The 22,670-nt window shown below is 56.2% G+C and carries 20 protein-coding genes; 15 read left to right on the plus strand and 5 right to left on the minus strand.

Annotation, left to right across the window (positions count from 1 at the left end; translation table 11 throughout):
* Nucleotides 1-7: 7 nt before the first annotated feature.
* Nucleotides 8-616: an NUDIX domain-containing protein gene (locus tag ACXAE6_RS08760; RefSeq protein ID WP_475146568.1), complete on the minus strand. Its 609-nt coding sequence runs from the start codon at nt 614-616 to the stop codon at nt 8-10.
* Nucleotides 617-888: 272 nt separating this feature from the next.
* On the opposite strand from ACXAE6_RS08760, the gene ACXAE6_RS08765 reads away from it, so the two are divergent.
* Both ACXAE6_RS08765 and ACXAE6_RS08770 read left to right on the plus strand, forming a co-directional pair.
* Nucleotides 889-2,220: a TolC family outer membrane protein gene (locus ACXAE6_RS08765; protein WP_475146569.1), complete on the plus strand. Its 1,332-nt coding sequence runs from the start codon at nt 889-891 to the stop codon at nt 2,218-2,220.
* Complete coding sequence (locus ACXAE6_RS08770; RefSeq protein ID WP_475146570.1) at nt 2,207-2,884, plus strand: glutathione S-transferase family protein; 678 nt, start codon at nt 2,207-2,209, stop codon at nt 2,882-2,884. The genes ACXAE6_RS08765 and ACXAE6_RS08770 overlap by 14 nt, the downstream gene beginning before the upstream one ends.
* A gap of 61 nt (nt 2,885-2,945) precedes the next feature.
* On the opposite strand, the gene amt is transcribed toward ACXAE6_RS08770, so the two are convergent.
* Nucleotides 2,946-5,225 carry an ammonium transporter gene (amt, locus tag ACXAE6_RS08775; RefSeq protein WP_475146571.1) on the minus strand — a complete coding sequence of 760 codons (2,280 nt, stop codon included), beginning with the start codon at nt 5,223-5,225 and terminating at the stop codon, nt 2,946-2,948.
* Between the two features lie 221 nt (nt 5,226-5,446).
* Between amt and ACXAE6_RS08780 the strand changes: the two genes are divergently transcribed.
* The 4 genes from ACXAE6_RS08780 to ACXAE6_RS08795 all read left to right on the plus strand — a co-directional run bounded on the left by ACXAE6_RS08780 (nt 5,447) and on the right by ACXAE6_RS08795 (nt 8,852).
* Entirely contained in the window at nt 5,447-6,049 is a 603-nt protein-coding gene (locus ACXAE6_RS08780; protein WP_475146572.1) for an RNA polymerase sigma factor, read from the plus strand.
* Nucleotides 6,050-6,078: 29 nt separating this feature from the next.
* Nucleotides 6,079-6,465 carry a VOC family protein gene (locus tag ACXAE6_RS08785; RefSeq protein WP_475146573.1) on the plus strand — a complete coding sequence of 129 codons (387 nt, stop codon included), beginning with the start codon at nt 6,079-6,081 and terminating at the stop codon, nt 6,463-6,465.
* 157 nt (nt 6,466-6,622) lie between these two features.
* Nucleotides 6,623-7,942 carry a xylose isomerase gene (gene xylA, locus ACXAE6_RS08790; protein WP_475146574.1) on the plus strand — a complete coding sequence of 440 codons (1,320 nt, stop codon included), beginning with the start codon at nt 6,623-6,625 and terminating at the stop codon, nt 7,940-7,942.
* 76 nt (nt 7,943-8,018) lie between these two features.
* A complete protein-coding gene (locus ACXAE6_RS08795) occupies nt 8,019-8,852 on the plus strand; it encodes a pyridoxamine 5'-phosphate oxidase family protein (protein WP_475146575.1) in 834 nt (277 codons plus the stop codon).
* A gap of 17 nt (nt 8,853-8,869) precedes the next feature.
* Here the strand turns inward: ACXAE6_RS08795 and ACXAE6_RS08800 are convergent, their stop codons facing one another.
* Nucleotides 8,870-10,054, minus strand: coding sequence for an ROK family protein (locus ACXAE6_RS08800; RefSeq protein WP_475146576.1), 1,185 nt, complete (start codon nt 10,052-10,054; stop codon nt 8,870-8,872).
* A gap of 244 nt (nt 10,055-10,298) precedes the next feature.
* Here ACXAE6_RS08800 and ACXAE6_RS08805 point away from each other — a divergent pair, with 244 nt between their 5' ends.
* The 7 genes from ACXAE6_RS08805 to ACXAE6_RS08835 all read left to right on the plus strand — a co-directional run bounded on the left by ACXAE6_RS08805 (nt 10,299) and on the right by ACXAE6_RS08835 (nt 18,531).
* Nucleotides 10,299-11,564, plus strand: coding sequence for an extracellular solute-binding protein (locus ACXAE6_RS08805; protein WP_475146577.1), 1,266 nt, complete (start codon nt 10,299-10,301; stop codon nt 11,562-11,564).
* A 91-nt stretch (nt 11,565-11,655) separates the two neighbouring features.
* Nucleotides 11,656-12,606: a carbohydrate ABC transporter permease gene (locus tag ACXAE6_RS08810; protein ID WP_475146578.1), complete on the plus strand. Its 951-nt coding sequence runs from the start codon at nt 11,656-11,658 to the stop codon at nt 12,604-12,606.
* Between the two features lie 9 nt (nt 12,607-12,615).
* Nucleotides 12,616-13,461, plus strand: a complete 846-nt coding sequence (locus tag ACXAE6_RS08815) for a carbohydrate ABC transporter permease (protein ID WP_475146579.1) — start codon at nt 12,616-12,618, stop codon at nt 13,459-13,461.
* 10 nt (nt 13,462-13,471) lie between these two features.
* Nucleotides 13,472-15,082: a glycoside hydrolase family 43 protein gene (locus tag ACXAE6_RS08820; RefSeq protein ID WP_475146580.1), complete on the plus strand. Its 1,611-nt coding sequence runs from the start codon at nt 13,472-13,474 to the stop codon at nt 15,080-15,082.
* 270 nt (nt 15,083-15,352) lie between these two features.
* The gene (gene xylF, locus ACXAE6_RS08825) at nt 15,353-16,381 is read left to right on the plus strand and encodes a D-xylose ABC transporter substrate-binding protein (RefSeq protein ID WP_475146581.1); all 1,029 of its coding nucleotides are present in this window, start codon (nt 15,353-15,355) and stop codon (nt 16,379-16,381) included.
* Between the two features lie 78 nt (nt 16,382-16,459).
* Nucleotides 16,460-17,740 carry a sugar ABC transporter permease gene (locus tag ACXAE6_RS08830; RefSeq protein WP_392801676.1) on the plus strand — a complete coding sequence of 427 codons (1,281 nt, stop codon included), beginning with the start codon at nt 16,460-16,462 and terminating at the stop codon, nt 17,738-17,740.
* Nucleotides 17,737-18,531: an ATP-binding cassette domain-containing protein gene (locus tag ACXAE6_RS08835; protein WP_475146582.1), complete on the plus strand. Its 795-nt coding sequence runs from the start codon at nt 17,737-17,739 to the stop codon at nt 18,529-18,531. Before ACXAE6_RS08830 ends, ACXAE6_RS08835 begins: the two co-directional genes overlap by 4 nt.
* A 4-nt stretch (nt 18,532-18,535) precedes the next feature.
* Here the strand turns inward: ACXAE6_RS08835 and ACXAE6_RS08840 are convergent, their stop codons facing one another.
* Nucleotides 18,536-19,471: a Ppx/GppA phosphatase family protein gene (locus ACXAE6_RS08840; protein ID WP_475146583.1), complete on the minus strand. Its 936-nt coding sequence runs from the start codon at nt 19,469-19,471 to the stop codon at nt 18,536-18,538.
* Between the two features lie 182 nt (nt 19,472-19,653).
* Here ACXAE6_RS08840 and ACXAE6_RS08845 point away from each other — a divergent pair, with 182 nt between their 5' ends.
* On the plus strand, nt 19,654-20,379 hold the full coding sequence (locus ACXAE6_RS08845) for a FadR/GntR family transcriptional regulator (RefSeq protein WP_475146584.1): 726 nt from the start codon (nt 19,654-19,656) through the stop codon (nt 20,377-20,379).
* Between the two features lie 182 nt (nt 20,380-20,561).
* The gene (gene araD1 / locus ACXAE6_RS08850) at nt 20,562-21,560 is read left to right on the plus strand and encodes an AraD1 family protein (protein WP_475146585.1); all 999 of its coding nucleotides are present in this window, start codon (nt 20,562-20,564) and stop codon (nt 21,558-21,560) included.
* Between the two features lie 179 nt (nt 21,561-21,739).
* On the opposite strand, the gene ACXAE6_RS08855 is transcribed toward araD1, so the two are convergent.
* Nucleotides 21,740-22,660, minus strand: coding sequence for an SMP-30/gluconolactonase/LRE family protein (locus ACXAE6_RS08855; RefSeq protein WP_475146586.1), 921 nt, complete (start codon nt 22,658-22,660; stop codon nt 21,740-21,742).
* Nucleotides 22,661-22,670 lie beyond the last annotated feature (10 nt).

Below are 22,670 nucleotides of genomic sequence, written 5' to 3' on the forward strand. Positions count from 1 at the left end.
AAGCCCCTTATTGACTCCAGTGTTGGCGCAGCCAGTCGACATTCAGCTGTAACCACTGCAAGGCAATCAGCGCAGCGGCGTTATTGATGGTGCCGTCCTGGCAGGCGGCAAAGGCTTGTGTGAAAGGCACGCGCAGCACGCGGATATCTTCACCTTCCTCGTCCAGGCCGTGCACGCCTTTGGCAGTGCTGGCATCGGCTTCGGCTATATAAAGATAGACGCTTTCGTTGCTGCCGCCGGGTGAAGGCAGATAGTGCGAAATGGGGTGCAGACGGCCGAGTTCAACACCGGCTTCTTCAATGGCTTCGCGGCGCGCCACTTCTTCGGGTGACTCATCCTTGTCGATCAAACCCGCCACCACTTCGAGCAACCAGGGGTTGGGCGTCTTGATGGCACCGACGCGGAATTGTTCGATCAACACCACCTCATCCACTGACAGATCGACCAGCAACACACAGACGGCATCCAGGCGGTCCATCATTTCGCGCGTGATGCTTTGCTCGCCGCCATTGAAACGCTGGTGGCTGATGGTCAGGCGATCCATCTGATAAAAGCCTCGATAGAGTGCTTCGCGCTGGTCGATGCGAAACTGAAAATCGTCGGTATCGCGTTTCATGCGGTCCTCAAAGGTTGCTGCAAGCGGATGTTAAATGCGCTGGTATCGTCAGGGTCGGCCAGTATGACACAGTGCCTGGTAGTGGATAAGGCGGGATATTCGGTTGCCAACAATATAAAGCAGGGCGTGACTTTTGGGGCTGTTTTGCCTTGACGGGCATCGCCACAATGTCGACCTATTGGCGTAAAGTCGGGCGCATGGGCTGCGAAATGCCAGTCGTTGTCCGCATAATGATGCCACCCCATTCATCCTAGCTTTGAAGAGACAGCGTGATGCGTTTACGAACCCTGGCTGGTGCCCTGACACTGGTCGTTACTTCTGGTGCCTGGGCTCAGGTTTCCCTGATGGATGTCTACCATCAGGCTTTGGACAAAGATCCTGAAATTGCCGTGCAGCGGCTGAATCAAGAAAACGCGGCGGTGCAGGTGCAAAGTGGTTTGAGCAGACTGTTGCCGTCGGTGAATGCTGAAGCTGGCTGGAGTGCCTCCAGTGCTTGTGAAGCCAGAGGCCAAGCTGATTATCAGTTGAACCCAGACTTTGAAAACTGCCAGGCAGCGTCTGCCAGCATCACTGTGTCGCAAAACCTCTTTGCGCTGGCGGCGGTCGATGCCTACAGCGCTTTGAAACTGAATGCGTCGCGCGTCGAAATCCAGACCGAAGCCGCCATGCAAGACTTGATGGTGCGCGTTGCCGAAGCTTACCTGAACGTTCTGCGTGCCCAGGATGCGCGCGATTCCATCGCTGCCCAGTTGGCCGCGGTTGAGCGTCAGTTCGAGCAGACCGAACAGCGTTATGAAGTCGGTCTGGTGACGGTAACCGATGTTATGGATGCCCAGGCGACACTGGATGAAACTCGTGTTGCCTTGATCCAGGCCCGCAACAGCGCCAGCACTGCGCTGCAGAATCTGTCCGTGCTGATCGGTGAAACACCGGATTCGGTGCTGACACTCGGTGATGAGTTGCCCGTTGAAATGCCTGCCGAAGGCGAATTGCAGGACTGGGTCGATTTCGCCCTGGCCAATCATCCTGATGTGCTGGCGGCCGAACAAGGCCTGGCCTCGGGTCAGAAAGAACTGCAAGCGCGCCGTAATAACCGGCTGCCCGTATTGAGTGCTAACGCTAGCATGAGATACAACGACCCACTGGCTGATGGCACTGATTTCAGCGAACGGACCACGTCAACGGTGGCGCTTTCACTTTCGATACCCATTTACACTGGCGGTGCGACCTCATCGGAAATTCTGACCACCGGTCTGAATAACAACATCGCCGAGCAAAACCTGGAATTGCTTAAGCGCAGCATCAGCGTTCAGGTCACCAACCTCTACCATCAGGTGCAAACCGACGTGCAGAATATTCAGGCGCAGGCGCAGGTTGTGGCCTCTCGCGAAAGCGCGCTGGAAGCCACTCAGGTGGGCTACGAAGTCGGCACCCGTAACATTGTTGAAGTGCTCAATGCCCAGCAGGCGTTGTTCCAGGCGCGCCAGGCTTACTCCGAAGCGCGTTACAACTATGTGTTTGACCGTCTGCAATTGAAAGAAGCTGCGGGTCAGTTGAGTGAAGCTGATCTGGCCGGCCTGGAGATGTATCTTGTCCAACCCTGAAACGCTGACCGTTCATCATCTGGAGTATTCCCGCTCGCATCGGGTGCTCTGGTTGCTCGAAGAAATGGGTCGGTCTTATGAGGTGAAGCGGTATCCTCGCAACGCCTCCTGGCTGGCGCCGAAGGAGTTGCGCGAAGTGCATCCCTTGGGCAAGTCGCCAGTGCTGACGCTGGATGATCGTACTCTGGCTGAAAGCGGTGCCATTCTGGAAAGCCTGGTTGAAGAAAACCCGGAATCCGGTCTGGGCATTGCGCCGGGTGAGCCGGGTCGCAGTGATTACCTTTACTGGCTGCATTATGCCGAAGGCTCACTGATGCCGCTGATGGTCATGACCGTGGTTTTCCGTAAAATCCCACAAGGCAAGATGCCGTTTTTTATCCGGCCCATTGCCCGCATGATCAGCCAGAAAGCCGTCGAAACCTTTCTCAAGCCTCAGGTCACCACGCACCTGAAGGTGCTCAACGATTGGCTCGATGGCCGCGACTGGCTTGCCGGCGACAAACTGACCGCCGCCGATATCCAGATGAGTTTTCCGCTGGAAGCGGCGGCCAGTCGTTTTGGCCTGGACGCCTACCCGGCACTGCAACACTATCTTGAGCGTTTGCGTGCCCGCCCGGCGTATCAGCGGGCGCTGGAAAAAGGCGGGCCGATGACGCCGGCTTGAAGCGTTGTTGTCCGCCAACATAAGAAAGCCCGCCTGAGCGGGCTTTTTTATGTCTGTGGTTTCAGTGCAGCAAGCGATATTGCGCGACTGCCTGGGCAATATCGCGACTGGCCTGTTCCAGTTGATTGCTGTCGTTGATCAGGTCGCTCATATCCCGGCCGGTTTGCTGAGCGGTATCGTGAATGCGTTCCACGCTGGCGCGAATAGTTTCGGTAGCCTGCTCCTGAATGCGGACGGTGTCAGCCACGGAATGGCTGATCTGGTTCATGCCATCGATGGCTGCGTGAATCAGCTGCAAGGCACGGCCGGTGTTGTCGATGGTTTCGGTGCTGCTGTTGGCCTGTTCAACACCGTCGCTGATGGCGGTTTTAACGCGCTCGGCGTCAGCGCGCAGTTGCTCGATCAAACCACTGATGCGCAGCGTCGATTGTTGCGTTTGTTTTGCCAGGCTGCGCACTTCACCGGCGACCACCGCAAAACCACGACCGCTGTCGCCGGCTCGGGCCGCTTCGATGGCGGCGTTGAGCGCCAGTAAATTGGTCTGTTCGGCGATGGTGTTGATCATGGTGGTGACATCACCGACATCGATAATGCGCTGATCCAGGTGGCCTAACAGTTCAGCGGCTTTGTTGATGCTTGTTTTCATGGTGGCCACCGCCGTGCCTGCGGTGGCAATGGTACCGGCCGTGCCCTGCATTTCCGAACTGGCCCGATCGGACACCTCATTGACCTCAGCGGTCTGAAGGGTGATGGCTTTTAACTGTTCGTGCAGCGCCTGGACCGATTCGCCGATCGCCTGGCTGTTGCTTTCCTGCTCGGCCAGACGAGCGCGGGTCTGCTGATTGAATTCCAGCAGGGCGCGGACGCTTTTATCGACCTCGGTCGAGGTCACTGCCATGCGTCGCATATTACCTTCGAACTGATCCATCATGGCGTTGAAACAGGCCGCCACTTCACCGGCTTCGCTGCCGATTTCCACCTCGACCCGGGTCGACAAATCCTTGCTTTCAATGACGCTCTGCATGGCGCGCAAGGTATCGAGCCAACTGTTGGACGCGCCGTGTTCGGACACATTCAAACCCTGAATTTCAAACGCCTCAGAGACGCGCAGCATCTTGGTCGCTTTCAAGGCCAGGAACAGAATAAAGCCAGTACCCAAAGACCACAGCAGCACTGCGCCAACCCCCAGTGTCTGCACGCCCAGCTGCGTCATCATGCCGTGATTGAGATTCTCCACCGGCGCCAGAAAAGCCAGTGCCAGCGTGCCCCAGGCGCCCGCAAAACCATGGACAGCAACCGCGCTGACCGGGTCGTCGAGCTTACAGATACGCAGCAGGAATTCGCTGGCGAAATGCGCGATCAAGCCACCGCTGGCGCCGATGATGACGGCCCCAGTCGGATGCAGCACGGCGCAACCGGCGGTAACGGCGACCAGGCCACCGAGCACGCCATTGAGAATCAGCTCAATGCGAATCACCGGGCTGATTAAACGACCCAGGATCAGGCAGGTGGCGCCACCAGCGGCAGCGGCCAGGGTGGTGTTAAACAGAATGCCCGGTACGGCGCTGTCGAACGCCAGCTCACTGCCGCCGTTAAAACCGAACCAGCCAAACCAAAGAATGAAGACACCGAGCGTCGTCAGTAGCAAGTCGTGTCCCATCATTGGGCTGACTTTGCCGTCGGCGGTGAAGCGCCCAAAGCGTGGCCCCAGCACGATGATGCCCGCCAGCGCCAGCCAGGCGCCGGTTGAGTGCACCACGGTGGAACCGGCGAAATCGATAAAGCCGCGTTGCGCCAGCCAGCCGTCGCCGTTCCAGATCCAGTGGCCGACCAGCGGATAAATCAAAGCGGCGATGACCACCGAAATAATCAGATAACCGCTGAAGTGCATGCGCTCGGCCACAGCACCGGAGACGATGGTGGCGGCGGTACCGGCGAACATCATCTGGAACAAAAAGAACATGATGTCGAAGGGGGCGTGGCTGTCGCTGAAAAAGAAATCGCTGGTGCCAAACCAGCCGCCGACCGAGCTGCCAAACATCAGCGCATAACCGATCATCCAGAAACCGATCACCGACAACAGCAGGTCGGACATGTTTTTGACCGCGACATTAAAGCTGTTCTTTTTGCGGATCGAACCGGTTTCCAGCAGGCAGAAACCGGCCTGCATAAAGAACACCAGAACGGCGCTGATGCCGATCCACAGCAAATCGAGCTTGGCGTCGACATCCAACTCAGGCAGATCCGCTGCCTGAACCGATGCACTGAAACCAAGGATGAATATTAAAGCGAGCAGGGAACGTCCAGGGCGGCGCATCGGGGGTGAAGGCAAAATAAACATCGCTCGTCCTCAAACAACGGGGCGGGTCTTGGTGAGTTTGAACAGCGAGAGCGTATCGTTGGAAAACCCTGTCGTTCTGGGGACAGTGGCCGAGCAAGATTACTCGACTGGTTCTTTGTTGGACAGTATTTTGGCGGCAAATGGATTAATAATTGACCAGCGTCATCTGGTCGCCGGAATATTGGCGACCAGCCGGATTCAAACTCAACCTGAGCAGCCTCATGCGACCCAGCCAATACCCTCAATTGTGCGCCCTGGCGCGCCGTCTTTTAGCCGATACCAGTGAGGTTGAAGACGTGGTGCAGGACGCCTATCTGGCGGCATTTGAAGTTGGACGGGTGGATTTTGAAGCGCAGGAAACGCGTCAATGGCTGGTGGGCACGGTGCGCAATAAAGCGCGGATGGCCGCTCGCACAAAGCGGCGTCAACAAAACCGTGAAACGCTTTGGGCGAGCGAACATCCACAGCTGGAAGCGCCGGACCCAACTGACCTGGCTGCTTGGCTTGGCCGTCTGACGCCAGCCTTGAAAGCCGTCGCGCTGCTGGCGTTGTCCGGTCACAGCCGTCGTGAAATCCAGTATTTGCTGAGGCTGAGCGATACCAGCCTGCGTCAGCGAATTGTGGTGTTGAAACGACAGGCCCGGCAGCAGCAACTGACCACTCCGGTCGATTTACCCGGTTTGCTGCCGGTGCTGGCGTACGGCCGGATTCGGCAAGCGCTGTTGTCCACGTTGTTTTATCGCGGTGGTGCTTTGGCCAGTCACGACCCGGATGGCCATCTTTTTGTCATTCGCGGCTCACAAATTTCTGCTTGGCGGCAATAAGGCCATGAACTCACCACAAGGAAACCACCATGAGCTTCAAACCCAAAAACGCCAGCATCGTCTATTACGTCAGCGATATTGTGCGCACCGAGAAGTTTTATAACGAAACCCTGGCGCTCAATTTGCAACGCATGGAAGGTGCCAAACCGTTCTGGTTGCAAGGCCAACTGAGCAATGGCCTGGATTTGATCTTCTTCGAGATGGAAGGCGAGCGCGGCACTACCCCGGCCATTGTCTTTGAGGTGGATGACGGTGGCATCGACGACATTGTCGCTGAGCTGGCGGACGCAGGGGTTACCATAGTAACGCCGGTATCCGAAGCACCGGGTGGCTGGAGTGCCGACTTTCTGGACCCGGATGGCTTTGGTCTGGGCTTGTGGCAATCCGGCGAGCTGCCGCGATCGTTGAAACCCTAAGTTCAGTTGATCAGCAGCAGCCAGTCCAGGCGGTCATTCGCTGGACTGGCTTTTTTGTTTGACTCGTTCGGCAATCTTCCTCATTATAAATTCGAGAGGTAAATTAAAAACAACAACAATGGCCCTGATCCGGGCCGTCGATACGAGAGGACCCACCATGTCGACCTATTTCAGCGAGATCGAGCCGGTTCGCTACGAAGGCCCCGACTCAGATAACCCCCTTGCCTTTCACCATTACGATGCCGAGCGAGTGGTATTGGGTAAAACCCTGGCAGAACAACTGCGCTTTGCTGTGTGCTACTGGCACAGCTTCTGTTGGGACGGTTTTGATGTGTTCGGTGAAGGCACCTTTGACCGGCCCTGGCACAAGGGCGCGGAGCCGATGGCGCTGGCGCATCAGAAAATGGATGTGGCGTTCGAATTTTTCACCAAAGTTGGCGCGCCGTTCTGGACCTTCCACGACTACGACATTGCCCCAGAAGGCGACAGCATTCGTGAAAGCCGGCGCAACTTCGATGAAATGATTGAACGCGCCGAAGCCAAGCAGGCCGAAACCGGCATGAAACTGCTTTGGGGCACGGCCAAGAATTTCGGTGCCAAGCGTTATATGGCCGGTGCGGCGACCAATCCCAATCCGGAAGTCTTCGCTTACGCGGCCTCTCAGGTACAGCATGCGATGTCTGCAACCCACCGTCTGGGTGGCGCCAACTATGTGCTCTGGGGCGGTCGTGAAGGTTACGAAACGCTGCTCAATACCGACCTCAAACGTGAGCAGGAACAGCTCGGCCGTTTTATGCAGATGGTGGTTGAGTACAAGCACAAGATCGGTTTTAACGGCACCTTGCTGATCGAGCCCAAGCCGCAGGAGCCGACCAAACATCAGTACGATTACGATTCCGCCACCGTCTTTGGGTTCCTGCAGAAATACGGTCTGGAAAAAGAGATCAAGGTGAACATCGAAGTGAACCACGCCACCCTGGCAGGTCACACCTTCGAGCATGAAATCGCCACCGCCGGATCGTTGGGCATTTTAGGTTCGGTCGATGCCAACCGCGGCGATCACCAAAATGGCTGGGATACCGATCAGTTCCCCAACTCGGTCGAGGAAATGACGCTGGCCTGCTATCACATTATTCAGGCGGGCGGTTTCACCACCGGCGGCTTTAATTTTGACACCAAGCTGCGCCGTACCTCTATCGATCCGAGCGATCTGTTCCACGCCCATGTTGGCGCTATGGATGTGCTGGCACTGGCCTTCACCAAGGCGGCAGAGTTGGTCGAGCAAAAGACACTCAGCGATTTTGTCGAGCAGCGTTATGCGGGCTGGCAAGGTGACCTGGGGCGCAACATCCTGGGTGGTAAATGGGATCTGGAAGCGGTTGCCAACTATGCCGTTGAGCAGAACCTGAAACCGGAACCGGTGTCGAGCCATCAGGAAATGCTGGAGAACCGGGTTAACCGGGTGATCTATAAGTAAGTCTGGCTGAGCCGCTGTCTGCCCAGTCGTCTGGCGTTGCCTTATACTGCGCCAGACGACTAAGCAGGGCAGATAGATGATCGAACAAAAGCTGAGTGATTTTATACCCTCTCCGGTCTTGGCGGTGGCGGCAACTTATCTGGATGCCGGACGCGAGACCGATGTCTATATCTGTGGCGCCCAATTACGTGCAGACAATGAACTGGAGTTGCGTTTTGCCCGTGGTCATCGGTTAACGCCGGGCGCGCGCGTCACCATCCATCTGGATAATCGCACCGGTGTGTCTGAATACGATGCCGATCTGCGCGTCTATCGTCTGTCGTACAAGGGGCGGGTGGTGCGTTTGGACGATAATCGCGTGCTGGTCGAGCCGATTCAGTTTCAGGTGTTTTATGGTCTCAGCGTGCTGCTCGACTACGCCCAAAGCGGCTATCAGTTCCCGGTGGATCAACGACCCGAGCGGCCGTTGCCAACCACGCCCATGACCACCTTGCCCAACATCGACGGTGGCGAGCACGACAACAAAGTTGGCGTGCTGGTGACTCATGCCGAGCAACAACCGCACACCACCGTGATGGCGTTTTTATCGACCGAAGCGGACGATATTTTCTTTATTACCTTCCCCAGTACTTTCAAATCAGCCTTGCTCAAACGCGATAACCGCTGCCTCTTTGCGATCGATAACCGCGCCACCTACGCTTTCGAGCAGGCCATTGAATGGAACTACAGCATAATCAGCGGGCACGCCTTCGATGTGCCAAAAGACACGCCGCTGTTTCGCACGGTGCAGGAAGCCTTTATCGCTAAAAACCCCTGGGAAGTTGGGTTTTTCAGCAATCCGGAAGTGGAGATGTTTCATCTGCGCGCCGAACATCTGATCTGTCCCGCACCGCATCGGCGTGGTGAATAAAACCGACGTCAGTCGGGTTAGCGGAAGTGTTTCAAAGCCAGCGCAATGATGCCTTTGCCGGTCATATCCTGTGACCAGGGGTAAGGATTGATATCGGCGCGGCCGATTAATTCCGGGACCAGTGAATCATCGATGCCTTCAACGATGCCCGCCTGCATCTGTTCAAAAGCACGCACACCCGGACCGGTCACCACGACTTTCTGCGGACTCAACAAGGCCAGGATGTTGGCAATGCCAAAGCCCAGCGCCTTGCCGGCCTGATGAAACAATCGGCTGGCCGTCGGGTCGCCTTCGATCGCCAGTTGCGTCAGTCGCGCCATCTGTTTTTCCGAGGGGTGACGGCGGTCGGTGGCCGGTAAGTCCATCACTGCGCTGGCGTCGCGATAGAGCGCATAGTCCGCCACATAGGCTTCGATGCAGCCACGTTTGCCACAGGCGCACTGCGGGCCTTCGTGACTGAATTTGGTGTGACCGAACTCAGCGGCGGCGCCAAAATGACCGCTGTAAAGTTCACCACCGACAATCAAACCACCCCCCACACCGTAGCCGATCATGATCACCGCGAAGTCGCGGCAACTGGCGTAGTCCGGCTGTTTGTGAATGGCGTAGGCGATGCAGTTGGCGTCGTTGGCTAATTCGACCGGGCAGTTGAAGGCCTCTTCGAGCGCCCGGGTCAGATTGACGTGACGCATGTTCAACGCCGGGCTCCATACCACATCGCCAGCGTGCACATCGACAAAGCCCTGAATGGCGATGCCCAGACTGACCAGGCGTTGCGCCTGCTGTGGGTAGTCCGCCATAAAGTGCTGTGCCTGGCTGACCAGCATGTCATTGAGCGAATCCTGATCGTGGGCCTGGGTTTTGGCGGTCACTACACTTTCCGCCAGGATGTTGCCTTTGAGGTCACCGAGCATCAGCCGGATCTCATTGATCGACAGCTTGATGCCCAGCACACAGGCGTGATTGGGATTCAGGTCGATCAGCACCCGGGGGCGGCCACGTCCGGTGCTCGGCGTCGGCGCCTGTACTTCCTCAATCACGCCTTCGCCGGCCAGCTCTGAGGTGATGGCGGTAACCGTTGCCGGGCTCAGTTTGGTAATGCGGCCGATATCGACGCGGGCAACCGGGCCAAAAACACGCAATGCATTGATGATATCGACGCGGTTAGCGGCGCGGATCTGTTCGGTGTCGGTCTTCTTCATGCAGCCGGCTCTAAGGTTTTTCGGACAAGTCGGCCAGTTTAGGGTTTCGATACTTTTTAGTCGACTCTCGAAAATATTTTGACATCGCAAAGGCGGTTATGGTCTATTTAGTTTGAGACTTAAATTTAGTGGCAACACCGCTAAAGTCCCGAAGCGTCGCCAGACGCTTACTTGGTAAAACAAAGACAATAAAACCAAGGGGAGCCTCGCATGCCTTGCATAGAGCTTCCCAGGAGGACCGACCATGACTCGCTTTAAGACCCTGCTGCCGGCTTCGCTGGCGGCTTTCAGCCTGGCTGCCGCAACCGTCAGTGTGCAAGCGGAAGAAGTAGTGAACGTCTTGCACAATCAGCAAGACGAAAAAATCCGCGCCGCCTGGGAAGAGATCCGTCAGGATTTCGAAGCTCAGCACCCGGACATTCAGGTCAATCTGGAATTCCAGGACGACTCGGCCATGAAGCAACGCCTGCCGACGCTGCTGCAATCGTCCGCCAAACCGCATCTTTACTGGAGCTTCGGCGGTGCCAACTATCGCACCCGTGCCACCTCTGGTCTGCTTGCCGATATCACCGACCAGGCCGATGGCCTGCGTGAGAACATCTCACCGGGAGCCTTGTCGGCCTTTGAAATCGATGGTCGCCTCTACGGCGCGCCTTACCGTCTGGCTCAGGTCGGTTTCTGGTACAACAAACGACTGTTCGAACAGGCGGGTGTGTCGGCTGACGACATCGAGACCTGGGATGACTTCCTGGAAGTGGTTCAGGACATCAAAGACGCCGGCATTACGCCGATCGCCGCTGGTGGTGGTGAGCGCTGGCCGCTGCACTTCTACTGGACTTACCTGGCCATGCGCATCGGTGGTCAGGAACTGTTCAACGACATCCTCGCCGATGAAGCCAGCTTCGAAAATCCGGCTTACATTCGCGCCGGTGAAGAACTGCAACGTCTCGCTGATCTGGACCCCTTCCAGCCTGGCTATCTGGGTGCCAAGTACAACGAAGCAGCGAACGTCTTCGGTAATCACCAGGCCGCCATCCATCTGATGGGTGAGTGGGATATCGGTGTGCAACGTTCGGAAAGTGAAAGCGGTGAAGGCGTCAGCGATGCCGACCTCGGTTACTTCAGCTTCCCGGCTGTTGAAGGCGGTGACGGCGACCCAAGCGCGACTCTGGGTGGTGTTGATGGCTGGGCCTTTACCGCAGGCAATGGCACTGATGCGGCGGTCGAATGGCTGACCTTCTTCCTGTCGCCGGAAAACCAGGCCAAATTGGCTGAGCAGGACATCATCATTCCGGTGGCCCGTGGTGCTGAAGCGTCCGTGCAGAACCCGCACATGAAGGTGATCGCTGAAAACATCGCCCGTTCTTCCTGGCACCAGGTGTTCTGGGATCAGGCACTGGGTGCCGATGTCGGCGGTGTGATCAACGACATTTCCGCCGAGCTGACCTCCGGCGACGAAGATCCGGAAGGTGCTGTTGAGCGCATCCAGGAAGCCTGGGATTTCCGTTAAGCAGTCGTTGCAATAAACAATAAAAATCACCGGCGCTGTCTGCTCGTTAAAGCGACAGGCAGCGACCGGTCGCACTACTTAGGTCACGCTAATGAGCACCCAGATTTTGCCGTCGCATTCGTCCGGCTGGCGCCAACGCCTGAACAGTTGGTTTTACCGCAATAATTCCGGTGGCCGGCTGACAACCTTGCTGCTGTTTTTGCCGCCGGCACTGACGGTATTTACGCTCTTTGTCATTCTGCCCATCAGCGAATCCGGTATTTATTCCTTCTTCCGCTGGAACGGTTTTACCGAACTGTCCGAAGGCGGTCGCTGGGTGGGGTTGCGCAATTTTGCGCAAATGCTGCAACACGATGTGTTTCATGTTGCGGTCTGGAATACGCTGAAAATCGTGCTGATTTCTCTGGCCATTCAGTTACCACTGGCGATGGCCGTGGCGCTTGCTGTGGCGTCAAAAAGTCGGGTCAACAATCTGTTCCGGCTGATCTTTTTTCTACCCTTTATTCTTGCCGACGTCGTCGCTGGTTTGATCTGGCGGTTTATTTACGACGGCGGTACCGGACTGGTTGCGGCCATCACCGGCGCCTTTAACATGGACGCCTTTTATCCGCTGGCGGATTCCGATTGGGCCTTCAATGCCATTCTGGTGGTGGTGATCTGGAAGTATTTTGGTTACCACATGATGATTTATATCGCCGGTTTGCAGGGCATTTCCGATGACATGATCGAAGCTGCCAAGCTCGATGGTGCGAGTCCCTGGAAAATCATCACTAAGGTTAAGCTGCCGTTGATCTGGCCGGCGATTCGGTTGTCGATTTTCTTCAGCGTGATTGGTGCGTTGCAGTTTTTCGAAATGGCGATGCCCCTGGTGCAATCGGGTGGTCCGGGTGGTTCGGCGCACACCATCGTCACCTATTTGTATGAGTTTGGCATCGTGCGCACGCGCGTCGGTTTTGGCAGCGCCGTTGCGGTGGTGCTGTTTTTGGCCTGCGCTGTGTTTGCTTTTAGTTATCAGCGCTTTGTTATGCGCCAGCGCGACTAGGAGATAATGATGACCGCAAACACTCAACTGGAAATCGGTTATTCGGCGCGCCTGGCTCGCTGGGGTTTGATGCTGATCACCGCTGTTTTCGTGCTGTTGCCGTTCTGGATCACAGTACTCGGTGGCTTTAAAACCCAGGGCGAGCTGCGCGCCAATCCACTCGGCTTACCTGAAGTCTGGCAGACCAGCGCCTACTGGGACATTCTGATCAGCCCCAATACCTGGCGCATGCTGGGTAACTCCGTGCTGATCACTGGCTTTACCGTGGCACTGGTATTGATACTGGCATCGATGCTGGCCTTTACTTTTTCGCACATCAAATTTGCTGGCCGTAAATACCTCTATTCCTACGTCATTCTGGGCATGATGTTTCCTGGCGCGACGGCGATTTTGCCCTTGTTTATCAAGATTCGGGACCTGGGTCTGCTCGATACCTACGCCGGTGTCATTCTGCCGCAAGTGGCATTTGGTCTGGCCATGAGCGTGCTTTTGTTCCGAACTTTTTTTGAACAATTACCCAAGGATTTATTCGAGGCTGCGCTGGTCGATGGCTGCGGTTACGGCCGCTTTTTCTGGCGCATTGTGATTCCGTTGTCACAACCGATTTTGGCCACCGTCGGCGTTTTTGTTCTGGTGCAGAGTTGGAACAATTACATCTTTCCGCTGATCATGCTGAATGATTCAGCGGTCTATCCGTGGCCGCTCGGCTTGATGGAATTTCGCGGTCAATACGGCGCTGAATGGAACCGGATTCTGGCCTATATCACCATCACCATTTTGCCGGCGGTGGTGTTCTTTTTATTCGCCCAAAAATACATCGTTGCCGGTTTAACCGGTGGCGCTGTCAAAGGTTAGTGGAGTTTCGATGAGCGCTGAGTTTCGTATTCAAAATCCAATCCTGCCGGGTTTTAATCCGGACCCGTCCATCTGCCGCGTCGGCTCGGATTATTACATCGCCACTTCCACCTTTGAGTGGTATCCGGGTGTGCAGATTCATCACTCCAAAGATCTGGTGAACTGGACTCTGGTGGCGCGGCCGCTGAACCGTCCTGACTTGCTCGATATGCGTGGCAACCCGGATTCCTGTGGTGTTTGGGCGCCCTGTTTAACCTATAGCGATGGCTTGTTTTATCTGGTCTATACCGATGTAAAACGCCACAGCGGTGACGCCAAAGACGCTCATAATTACATCACCACCTGCGACCGCATTGATGGCGATTGGAGTGCCCCGGTTTATGTGAATTCCAGCGGCTTTGATCCATCGCTGTTTCATGACGATGATGGCCGTAAATGGTTTGTGAATATGCTCTGGGATTACCGGCCGGGCAAACCCTCGTTCGGCGGCATTGTGCTGCAGGAATTAGACGCCGAAACACTCCAGCCTTTTGGCCCGGTGCGGAACATTTTTCATGGCAGCAGCTTGGGTATGGAAGAGGGGCCGCATCTGTATAAACGCGGTGGTTATTATTATTTGCTGACCGCTGAAGGTGGCACCGAATACGATCATGCCTGCACTTTGGCACGGTCGCGTAATATCGACGGTCCGTACGAACTGCATCCGCTGACGCATATCACTACGGCGCGTACTAATCCGCAAGCGCAGTTGCAGCGCGCCGGTCATGGAGACTGGGTGGAAACCGCCGAGGGTGAAACCTTTTTGGTGCATCTGTGCAGCCGGCCGCTGCGCAATCGTGGCCGCAGTCCGCTCGGTCGTGAAACCGCGATCCAGCGTCTGGAGTGGCGTGACGATGGCTGGCCCTGGCCGCTGGACGATGATCCGACACCGCGAGTGGACGTTGCGCCACCAAAAGGCGTAGAGGTTAAACAGAGTCCGCAACCGCGAGATGAAGTCAGCGATTTTTCCAGCGCTGAATTACCCTTGTCGTTCCAATGGCTGCGCACGCCTTATCCCGAACAGTTGTTTAGCCTGACTGAACGTCCGGGCTATTTGCGTCTTTATGGTCGTGAGTCTTTGGGCAGTCTGTTTCGCTCGGCCTTGGTGGCGCGCAGGCAACAGGCGCATCAATTTACTGCGATCACGACCTTGGAATTCGAGCCGGAACATTTCCAGCAGATGGCGGGCCTGGTGTGCTATTACAACTCGCGCAAATACCACTATCTGTATGTCAGTTACGATGAGCAGCTTGGCCGCTGTCTGGCGGTGATGAGTTGTCAGGGTGACAGTAACGGTCACGCGCTTTATCCGCTCGGTGAGTCGCCCATTGCCTTACCACCGGGTCCGATTCGATTGCGCGCTGAGGTCCATTTTGAGCACCTGTATTTCTCCTATGCCGTGGCCGGCGGTGATTGGCAGCGGCTGCCTTTGAAGCTCGAACATTCCTGGCTCAGCGATGAAGCGGGAACCGGCGCGGGCAATAACTTTACCGGTGCCTTTGTCGGTATGGCGGCTCAGGATCTGGCCGGTACAGCCGGCGTGGCCGATTTTGCGGATTTCCATTATCAGGAGCGTGATTAAAGGGTTGTCTTTGGCTTCGTTCGTCCTGCGGTGCCACCTGGCCCGGCTTGTCTCAGGGAAGACGGCCGGGTCTTTTTTATTCCAGAGGCGAATAAAAACATGAAGGAACTGCCTAAAAAACGAACTAATACCAAAGTTATTAGCCTTTCTATTGACTGTGATGGCCCTTTTCGAAAAGAATAAATTCGCGTAATAAAAATAATATCGAAGCTCTCCTTCGATGGCTGTAGCGCAATAACAACAACAAAGCAGACAAGCTAGGAGCAATTCATGAAACGTACGCTGATCGCACTCGGCCTGAGTGTTTGTGCCCTTCCCGTCCTTGCCCACGACATCACCATTGGCGTGTCCTGGTCCAACTTCCAGGAAGAACGCTGGAAAACCGACGAAGCCGCCATCAAAGGCGCGCTCGATCGTCTCGGTGCCGACTATATTTCTGCCGATGCACAGTCATCGGCCGCCAAGCAATTGACCGATGTAGAAAGCCTGATCGCCAACGGTGCCGATGCGCTGATCATTCTGGCGCAGGATTCCAGTGCCATCGGGCCAGCGGTTCAGGCCGCTGCCGATGAAGGTATTCCGGTGGTCGGTTACGACCGTCTGATCGAAAACCCCGATGCCTTCTATCTGACCTTCGATAACCGCGAAGTGGGTCGTTTGCAGGCGCGTGCTGTGTTTGAACAACAGCCGACCGGCAACTATGTATTTATCAAAGGCTCGCCAGCCGACCCCAATGCCGACTTCCTGCACGCGGGCCAATTGGATGTGCTGCAAGGCGCCATCGATAGCGGTGCGATTCGCAATGTCGGTGAGGCCTATACCGATGGCTGGATTCCGGCCAATGCGCAACGCAACATGGAGCAGTTCCTGACCGCCAACAACAATAATGTCGATGCTGTTGTTGCCTCTAACGATGGTACCGCCGGTGGCGTGGTATCGGCGCTGTCAGCGCAAGGTCTGGATGGCGTCGTACCGGTCTCTGGTCAGGATGGTGACCACGCGGCGCTGAACCGTATCGCGTTGGGCACTCAGACTGTTTCAGTTTGGAAAGATGCCCGTGAGCTGGGTAAAGCCGCCGCCAACATTGCCTTCCTGATGGCAAGCGGTACCCCGCTGGAAGACATTCCTGGCGCCACCACCTGGAGCGATGGTCCCAATGGCGTGACCATGAACGCCATCTTCCTGGCGCCGTTGCCTATCACCCGCAATAACCTGAACGAAGTGATCGACGCCGGCTGGGTTGATCGTGCGACTGTTTGTCAGGGCGTGCCCTCTGGTCAGGTCGCTGTCTGTAACTGAGACTAGGGTAAGCCGGACGTTCCAGTCCGGCTTGCTGTTTCCGGTTGATCTCAATCCTTGTAATTAGGAGCTCAGTCCATGGCGGCTAATATCGCCAATCCCGTTAAACGATTTTTTGCTGCGACCGAAGCCGACTTGCGTATTCTCGGTATGGTCGCCGTATTGGCGCTGATCTGGCTGGGCTTTGGTCTGGCCAGCGACGGCGCTTTTCTCAGTGCGCGTAATCTGTGGAACCTCAGTGTTCAGACCTCATCGGTCGCGGTGATGGCAACCGGCATGGTGCTGGTGATCGTCACTCGTAATATCGATCTTTCCGTCGGTTCGGTGCTCGGTGTCACCGGCATGATTATCGGCGTCACCCAGGCTGAATTGTTGCCGCCGCTCATTGGTTACGACCACCCCTTTACCTGGCTGATTGCACTGGGTGTCGGCATTGTCGTCGGCGCTTTGATCGGTGCCTTGCAGGGCTTTGTTATCGCCTATCTGGCGGTGCCGGCTTTTATTGTCACCTTAGGCGGTTTGCTGGCCTGGCGCGGCGCTGCCTGGCTGGTGACTTCGGGCCGTACTGTGGCACCGATGGACAGCCACTTTCAAATGATGGGCGGCGGACCGGAAGGCTCGGTCGGTGGGCCGGTTACCTGGCTGATTGCTCTGGTCTTTTGCGCGCTGATCATTGCCGCTGTGCTAATGGGGCGTCGTCGGCGTCGCCTGCATCATTTCCCGCTGCGTCCGATCTGGGCAGAAGTGGTCATGGCGGTGGTTTATTGCTCGGCGGTGCTGGGCGCCGCAGCGGTCGCCAATGCTTACCACTGGCCAGAGCGTGTCGCAGCTCGCTACGCTGAAGCTCAGGGCATGGTCGTTCCCGAAGGTGGGTTGATCATCTCTCATGGCTTTGCAGTGCCGGTATTGATGGCTGTGGCCGTCGGTATTGTGATGACCTTTATTGCCACCCGCACTCGTTTCGGTCGCTATGTGTTTGCCATTGGCGGCAACCCGGAAGCGGCTGAACTGGCGGGCGTGAACACCCGCTGGGTGATCATGAAAGTCTTTATTCTGATGGGCATTCTGGCGGCCATTGCTGCGGCTATTTCCACCGCCCGCTTGAATGCCGCGACCAATGCGCAGGGCACCCTGGATGAGCTCTATGTGATTGCCGCTGCGGTTATCGGTGGCACTTCGCTGGCCGGCGGTGTCGGCAAAGTCGCAGGCGCCATGCTCGGTGCCCTGGTGATGCAATCGCTGCAATCGGGCATGGTTTTGGTCGGTGTCGATACGCCGCTGCAAAACATGGTGGTCGGCCTGGTTCTGGTGCTGGCCGTCTGGGTCGATACGCTGTACCGCAAGAGGGCGACGTTATGACGGATGCACAAAAAACGCCGCTGGTGGAGATGGATAAAATTTCCATTTCCTTTGGCGGCATTAACGCTGTTGATGAAGTTTCTATCGATCTTTATCCCGGTGAGGTAGTGGGTTTGCTCGGTCATAACGGTGCCGGTAAATCGACCTTGATTAAGATTCTCTCCGGCGCCTATCAAAAACAGGGTGGTGAGATTCGCGTTGATGGCAAGCCGGTCAGTATTAATAACCCACGCGATGCCAAGGCGCTGGGCATTGAAACCATCTATCAGACGCTGGCGCTGGCTGATAACGTTGATGCGGCGGCCAATCTGTTTTTAGGGCGTGAATTACGCACCGCCTGGGGCACGCTCGATGATGCTGCGATGGAAGCAGCCTGCCGCGAAGTGATGGGTCGGTTGAACCCCAACTTCAAGCGTTTCAAGGATCCGGTACGGGCGCTTTCGGGTGGTCAACGTCAGTCGGTCGCCATTGCCCGGGCGCTGTATTTTAATGCGCGCATTCTGATCATGGATGAACCGACCGCTGCGCTGGGCCCGGAAGAAACCGCTCAGGTGTCGCAGCTGATACAGAACCTGAAAGAGCAGGGCATCGGCATCTTTTTAATCAGCCACGACATCCACGATGTGTTCGATCTGTCCGATCGCGTCAGCGTGATGAAGAACGGTCAGTTGGTCGGTACCGCGCCCGTCAATGCCGTCACCAAGGACGATGTGCTAGGCATGATTATTCTGGGCAAATGTCCGGCCGCGGCGACTGCCGGGCCTGGTGCCTTGGTGGAACAAACTGCCTAAGGCGTTAGCTGGTGGTAACGAGGGCCGGTTCGATCATCTCGTCGATCAGGCCCTCGCGAATCGCCTGATGAGAAATGCGCATCGAATCCAGATCGAAGGCATGAAAAACGCGGTGCAAAATAATGTAACCCGCCGCAAAAACGGCAATGCGCCGCGGATTTAATTCCAATAATTGCGACAGTTGCTGCTGACTTTCTGCCTGCGTCAGCACCGGGTGCAGACGATCGAGTTGACCGCGTTCTATCACCCCGTTGGAAATTAACCCCAGGTTACTCAGCGCCCAACTGACGGCTTTGATGCTGCCGGACGAGCCGATAACGTCATCCCACTGAACCCCTTTGAAGCGATCACTGATGGTCGCGATTTGGGCATCGACCTGAGCCTCACAAGCCGCCAGTTGTTGGTCAGTTAAGCGGTCTTCGCTGAGGAACTGACCGGTCAAGGTCACGCAACCCAGATCCAGACTGGCAACCACCTCGGCCTGACGACCGCGGCCGACGATCAGCTCCGTGCTGCCGCCACCTATATCGAGCACGAAACGCCGGGCGCTGTCATCGCGACTCTGAGAGACGCCGCGATAAATATAACGCGCTTCATCTTCACCGCTGAGAATTCGAATCGGTTGTCCTAACGCCGCTTCTGCCTGATGCAGAAAACGCACATCGCCCACCAGACGACGAAAGGCACTGGTGCCGACGGCGGTGATATTGGCTTTGGGAATATGCTGAAGCGCGTCGCGAAAATGATTCAGGCAGCGTAGTGCGCGATTACGCGCTTCTTTGGTGAGGCGTCCGGTGTCGTTATCGACGCCAGCGGCCAGACGCACCAGTTCGCGCTTGCATTCGACGGATTGCAAGTGAGCACCATCCGAGCGCATGACAACCAGATGGAAACTGTTGGAGCCGAGGTCTATCGCGGCGTAAAGCGAAGGTGCGTTCATGGGCCAGTGAACATTTTATTATGTCTCGGAATATAGCCGCTCTGACGAAAAAATGACACCATTTCGGTGCATAGGGCCACGGGCCTGCCCTAATGGAGCCTCATCGCTCGGCTGTGTTATTATAAGATAATTAACCCTGTCGATTTGGCAGATCGGTAATACCTTCCGGCTGAGAGAACTGAATGGCGGTACTGGAACGAAATTTGAGCTTGTCACAGCGCATGACCCAGGAGCTGGGTCGCGCCATCGTCTGTGGCGAATACAATGTTCATGAAAGCCTGCCCAGTGAAGCGGTTCTCTGCGAGGACTTTGGTGTCAGTCGCACCGCTGTTCGTGAGGCCGTTAAAATGCTCTCCGCCAAAGGCATGATTTCCAGCCGTCAACGCCAGGGCATTCGGGTATTGCCGGAAGAAGAGTGGAATATTCTCGATCCCGATCTGCTGCGCTGGTCACTGGAAAGTAATCCATCGATGCGGGTGTTGCAGGAATTTTTGCAAATGCGCATCGCCATCGAACCCGAAGCGGCCTGGTTGGCGGCGCGTCATGCGCAACCGGAACGGGTGCGCGCCATTCACGATGCCTTGGATCGGATGGAAGCGGCGCGCGGCAAAGACCCGGAAGCCTCGCTCGAAGCCGATATCGATTTCCACATCAGCATTCTCTACGCCAGCGAAAACCGTTTCTTTATTCGCATGCGCGATTTCACCCGTACCGCCTTGAACGTCAGTATTCGTCACACCAACGTACTGAAAAGTAATCCCGCTGGTGTCATTGCCGACCATGGCAAGGTGCTCGAGGCCATCGAACGCCGGCAACCCGATGAAGCGCGCGATGCCATGTACGCGCTGATTGATGAAGCCTTGCGTTTTATTGAAAGCGAACTGGAGCAGCCGGGCAAAACCGCCTGATGACCCAGGGACCTTAACGCCCAAGCTGCTGTTGATTCCCTTCTTAGAAATCCATCTTTGCTTAGTTGTTGACGGGCTCAGGCCGGGGCGCTAGGCTGCTTTTTGTTAAAAATGCTATTATAGTATAAATAAGAATCTCATCCGATATCAGCGCGATGACCAACAACAAAAAAGGAACAACGATGCGACTGATTCAGTATTTAACCGATGACAACCAACCAGCGATCGGTCGGGTTATTTCCGATACCGAAATCCAGCCGATCAGCCCGGAAAGTTCGCTTTATTACCTGGCCAAGCGCGCTATCAGTGAAGGCATAAGCCTGGAAGAAGCAGTGCAGCGTGGCGCGACTGATGAGCGTCTGGATTACCAGAAACTGATTGACGAGCAACGCCTGCTGCCGCCCTTTGCCCATCCGGATCCGGCGCATCTGTTTGTCACCGGCACCGGTTTAACGCATCTGGGCAGCGCCGATACGCGCGACAGCATGCACGCCAAAACCCAGGGCAAAAGCGACGCCGAACTGACCGACAGCATGAAGATGTTTCGTCAGGGCGTAGAAGGTGGCAAGCCCGCCATTGGAACAGTCGGTGCGCAGCCGGAATGGTTTTATAAGGGCGATGGCAGCATCGTTGCCGCGCCGGGCAAGCCGTTGCAGTCGCCGGCCTTTGCGCTCGACGGCGGTGAAGAACCGGAGATCGTTGGTTGTTATTTAATTGATGATAACGGCCAGCCATGGCGTTTGGGTTTTGCGCTGGGTAATGAGTTTTCTGATCACCAGACTGAGCGTCAGAATTATCTGTTGCTGGCGCATTCCAAGTTGCGTCCCTGTGCCGTTGGTCCGGAATTATTGGTCGGTGATTTGCCGCAGGAAATTAATGGCATGTCGCGACTGCTGCGTGGCGATAAGGTGGTTTGGGAAAAGCCGTTTGTTTCCGGTGAAGCCAATATGAGTCATAGCCTGGCGAATTTGGAACATCATCATTTTAAGTATGAATTATTCCGTCGCCCGGGCGATGCGCATCTGCATTTCTTCGGCACAGCGACGCTGAGTTTTGCTGATGGTATTGAGGCTCAAGAAGGTGATGTTTTTGAAATCGAAGCCGAGGTTTTTGGGCGGGCGTTGCGTAATCCGCTGAAGACCGTGGGTGATGAGAAGTTAGTAACCGTTAAGGGGCTTTAGTAGTAGTCGTTCGCGGCGGCCTTGGCCGAGCAGGCTGGGGCACGCTACCCCGTTCATCTATGAACACTCATAAATAGTCGTCCCTGAAGGCTCGACGATAGCCATCCCTGGCTATCGACGTCCCCATCCTGCTCGTCCAAGACCACCGCTATTCTGGGTGGTTTTTTTATAGTTGGCTGTTATTCGCTTAACGGCTGCGGCAACAAAGCCGCATCCGGCGTGCATTCCGGCAGGCCTTTATAAGGCGTGGCGTAAGCCAAGAGACTGCCGGCTTTGGGTTCGGCTTTGAGTTGTTCGTCGCTCATGGCTTCGGTGGCTGAAGTCACGAACAAGACGTTCAGATCGGGGCCGCCGAGCGCGACGCAGGTCGGTTGGGACGCCGGTAATTCATGCAGTGCTACCAACTCGCCCTCTGGATTGAATCGTGCCACGGCGCTGCCACCGAAAAGCGCGCACATCAGGTAACCCTCGGCATCAATTAAACCGCCATCGGGATAGCCGCGTGGCGCTTTGGCGAACAGGGTTTCGTTGTCGATGTCGCCACTTTTGGCATCGAAATCGTAGCGGCGAATCTGGCCTGTGGGCGTATCGGCATGAAACAGCTGGCGGCTGTCCTGTGACCAGCACAGCGTATTGGGAATGGTCAGGTCGTTAATGACCGGGGTGGCGCCGGTGGAATCGAGCCGGTAGAGCGTGCCGACCGGTTGGCGATCGCCCTTGTCGGAAGGAACGTCCTGCATGGTGCCGGCCCAGAAACGGCCCTGTCGATCGACCCGGCCGTCGTTGAAACGATTGCCCGGCAGATGCCGTTCCGGTTGCGCCAGCCATTGACAGTCGCCGCTTTCCGGTTGATAGAGCGCAAAGCCGCCAGCGAAGGCGGCGAGCAGACGGACCGGCTGGGTGTCGAGAATGCCGAAGGAGGTTATTCGATCGGGAGTGTGCCAGTCGGTCAGTTGCTGACTGGCCCAGTCGTAGCGATACAGTCGGCTTTGGTGAATATCGGTCCACCACAGCGTCTGGCTGGCGTGATGCCATTGCACGGCTTCGCCCAATTCATTGCCCAGATCCAGGCTGAACAGCAGTTCCAGTTGATCCGTCATTGATACTCCA

The sequence above is a fragment of the Saccharospirillum sp. ABV4_185 genome (genome assembly GCF_056159245.1).